We start from the raw sequence: 2,861 nt of genomic DNA on the forward strand, positions 1-2,861 counted from the left end.
GTGGGGCGGGCGGTCGCGCCCTGGTCGAAGCCGTTCTCGACGTTCTCCGCGTCGCGCGCGGCCTGGTCGCGCTCGGCGCGCAGGCTGGCGATCAGTGCCTGGCGGTCGCCGTCGAGGCGGGTGTCGGTCTGCTGCTGCTCGATGCCCGCCGCCTTCGCCGCCTTCGACACCGCGGCGTCGAGCTCGCGCTGGCTGGTGAGGCCGAGCGTGACCGGGTCCTTGGGCGTGATGTTGCCGATGTTCCAGTGGCTGCGGTCGCGGATCGCGGCGATCGTCGTGCGCGTGGTGCCGATCAGCTGCGAGATCTGACCATCCGAGATTTCCGGATGGTTGCGGATGATCCAGGCGATGCCGTCGGGCTTGTCCTGCCGCTTCGACACCGGCGTGTAGCGCGGACCCTTGGTGCGGCGGACCTGGTCGGGACCCTTGGTCATCTGCATCCGGTAATCGGGATCGGCTTGCGCGCGGTCGACCTCCTCCTGCGTCACCTCGTGCGCGCGGATCGGGTCGCGGCCGGTCAGCTTGGTCGCGGCGGTATCGTCCGCGATCGCCTGCACCTCCAGGATGTGGAGGCCGCAGAAGTCGGCGATCTGCTCGAAGGAGAGCGCGGTGTTGTCGACCAGCCAGGAAGCAGTGGCGTGGGGCATGAGCGGCTGGGCCATGCGGGAACTCCATAAATGCAAAGGGCCGCCCCTTACCGGAGCGGCCGCATGATGCCCGAGACTTAGTGCGTGGCGCACGCGAGGGCAAGCGGGGTGTGTGGGGTGCGATCGCAACGGATGGGATCGGCGCTGCCGGGAGAGAAGAAGCGGGATCCCGAGTCGAGCCCGGGATGACGAAGGTGAGGTCAGGGGAGCGCTGGTCGACGGGTCAGGCGGCAAGGCGGGCGGCGGCGATCGGTTGCAGCGCGGCGACGAACTGGTCGGTCGCGGCGGCCCAGGTGAAGCGCCGTCCGGCGGTGGCGCAGGCGCGGCGGTCGAGCGTGAGCGCGGCGGCGATCGCGGATGCGAGGTCGTCGTCCATCGCGCCGGTCGCCGGGGCCAGCACGTCGACGGGTCCGGGGACCGGGTAAGCGGCGACGGGCGTCCCGCAGGCGATCGCCTCGATCATCACCAGCCCGAACGTGTCGGTTCGGCTGGGAAAGACGAAGGCATCGGCGGCGCGGTAGGCGGCGGCGAGCGCGGCGCCCGAGCGGCGCCCGAGGAAGTGCGCGGCGGGGAAACGTTGTCGCAGCTGTGCTAGCGCGGGCCCGTCGCCGATCACGACCTTGCTGCCGGCGACGTGCGCGCCGAGGAAGGCGTCGAGGTTCTTCTCCACCGCGACGCGGCCGACGTAGAGCAGCACGGGGCCGGGCAGCGCGCGGATGGCGGCGTCGATCGGCCCGGTGGGCGCGAAGCAATCGAGATCGACGCCGCGCCCCCATAATCTGGTGTGGGAGAGCCCGTGGCGGTGGAGCGCGTCGGCGATCGTCGGGGTGGAGACGAGCACGGCCTGTGCCGCGGCGTGGAACCAGCGGACGTAGCGCCACACCCATTCGGGATCGACGCCGATGCGCGCGGATACGTAATCGGGAAATTGCGTGTGATAGGCGGTGGTGAAGGGGAGCGCGCGCGCGCCGCACCAGCGCCTGGCCGCGAGCCCGAGCGGCCCCTCGGTCGCGACGTGGATCGCATCCGGCGCGAAGGCGGCGAGGCGGCGGCCGACCGCGGATCGCCCGGCAAGTGCCAGGCGTATCTCGGGATAGGTCGGGCAGGGCAGGCTGGCGAAGGCGTCGGGCGCGATCACCAGCACCTGATGCCCGGCGGCGAGCAGGTGCGCGCGCGTCGCCTCCAACGTGCGGACGACGCCGTTGACCTGCGGCGCCCAGGCGTCGGTGACGATCGCGATCCTCAACGGAGTCAGGCCGCGAGCGTGAGCGGGGTCGGCTCGGCCGCGTCGCGCGCGCGGCGCGCGATCTCGTCGGCCCAGTGGAGCAGCTCCATGCGGCCGTCGTGATGCTCGACGAGCGCGGTGCAGCCCTCCACCCAGTCGCCATCGTTGTAGTAAGCGACCCCGGCGATGTCGCGTATTTCGGCGGTGTGAATGTGGCCGCACACGACGCCGTCGACCCCGCGCGAACCCGCCGCCTGCGCGACCACCTCCTCGAAGCGCGAGATGAAGGCGACCGCGTTCTTGACCTTGGCCTTGGCGTGCTTCGACAGAGACCAGTAGGGCATGCCGGCGCGGCGGCGGAAGGCGTTGACCCAGCGGTTGACCGCCATCAGCGCGTGATAGGCCACGTCGCCGACGTGCGCGAGCCAGGTGTGCGCCAGCGTGATCGCGTCGAACTCGTCGCCGTGGAGCACCAGCAGGCGGCGGCCGTCGGCGGTCTCGTGGATCGCCTTGCGCCTGATCTGGATGCCGCCGAAGTCTAGGCCCGCGAACTGGCGGAACATCTCGTCGTGGTTGCCGGGGATGTAGACCATGCGCGTGCCGCGCCGCGCGCGCTTCATCAGCCGCCACACGACGTCGTTGTGCGCCGCCGGCCAGTAGAAGCGCTTCTTCAGCCGCCATCCGTCGATCATGTCGCCGACGAGGTACATCGTGTCCGAGTCGACGTGGTCGAGGAAGTCGATCAGCAGGTCGGCGTTGCAGCCGCGGGTGCCGAGATGCACGTCGCTGATCCAGATCGTCCGGTAACGGCGGCGTTCGGTGCCTTCGGGTTCGGGACGCGCGGGGCGCGCGGCGGCGAAGTCGAACAGGTCGGTGATGTCGGCACTGCTGGTCGGTGCCGCAGTCAGGCGCGCGATCGTCTTGGCGGTCATGGCGAGGCTCCCCCGGTCGGGATAGGTCCTAGACCGGCCATGTTACGCCCGCGTCTC

Annotated in this window: 3 protein-coding genes; all 3 read right to left on the minus strand. The window is 70.8% G+C overall.

The window, feature by feature from the left end; translation table 11 throughout:
- Window positions 1–662, minus strand: a 662-nt coding sequence (locus ACFDS6_RS16350; protein ID WP_375273158.1) for a DUF1013 domain-containing protein, incomplete at its 3' end; no start/stop codon positions are given.
- Between the two features lie 208 nt (window positions 663–870).
- The gene (locus tag ACFDS6_RS16355) at window positions 871–1,893 is read right to left on the minus strand and encodes a glycosyltransferase family 4 protein (RefSeq protein ID WP_375273159.1); all 1,023 of its coding nucleotides are present in this window, start codon (window positions 1,891–1,893) and stop codon (window positions 871–873) included.
- A gap of 5 nt (window positions 1,894–1,898) precedes the next feature.
- On the minus strand, window positions 1,899–2,804 hold the full coding sequence (locus tag ACFDS6_RS16360; RefSeq protein ID WP_375273160.1) for a UDP-2,3-diacylglucosamine diphosphatase: 906 nt from the start codon (window positions 2,802–2,804) through the stop codon (window positions 1,899–1,901).
- Window positions 2,805–2,861 lie beyond the last annotated feature (57 nt).

The organism is Sphingomonas sp., from assembly GCF_042095875.1.
Taxonomy (GTDB): Bacteria; Pseudomonadota; Alphaproteobacteria; order Sphingomonadales; family Sphingomonadaceae; genus Sphingomonas.

What these genes read in the sequence shown, in the direction of transcription:
- ACFDS6_RS16360 (WP_375273160.1), bottom strand. Translation starts at nt 2,804, where the DNA reads ATGACCGCCAAGACGATCGCGCGCCTGACTGCGGCACCGACCAGCAGT.